This is a genomic window from Vibrio sp. 03_296 (genome assembly GCF_002265885.1).
Genome location: NZ_NPKW01000672.1, coordinates 1 through 537 on the forward strand (window position 1 = coordinate 1; position 537 = coordinate 537).

Consider the following 537-nt stretch of genomic DNA (forward strand, 5'->3'; position numbering starts at 1 on the left):
CGACTGAATGGCTTGGAGCTAGAAGTAAAACAGTTTGTTGCACAGAAACTGCTCGATATGGGTCATGCCCGCGCATTGCTAGCGTTGGAAGGCGAGCAACAAGTGGAAGTGGCTCAGCAGGTCGCCAGCAAAGCGCTCACGGTTCGTCAAACTGAGCAGTTGGTAAAAAAATGTCTCACACCTAAGGTTGAAAGAAAAAAAATCAGCCAAAAAGATGAAGAAACACAACAAATATCACAAAAACTAAGTGAAACGTTGGGAGCAAAGGTTTCTTTAGTGAGAAATGGCAATGGAAAAGCCAAATTGACGATAAGTATTGATGAGCCTCACAAATTAGAGCAACTAATTGCCAAGCTAGAGAGCTAAATGAGATAATTGATTTAGGTCAATTATGTAAAAAAGCAATTTTTGTACGTAAAGTTGTCGGATTTGTAAACAAAACTGTAAGTTTTTGCTGCGTTTTAATTGCAATCAGTTGGACTCACCGTATAATTTTCCGCAACTTCCCAGACCCTCAAAAACGGAGGAGCCGTCGGG

General features: G+C 41.2%; 1 pseudogene. It reads left to right on the plus strand.

The features are described from left to right. Positions 1 to 366: pseudogene (locus CIK04_RS27040) on the plus strand (chromosome partitioning protein ParB); the annotation flags it as partial. Between the last annotated feature and the right edge of the window lie 171 nt (positions 367 to 537).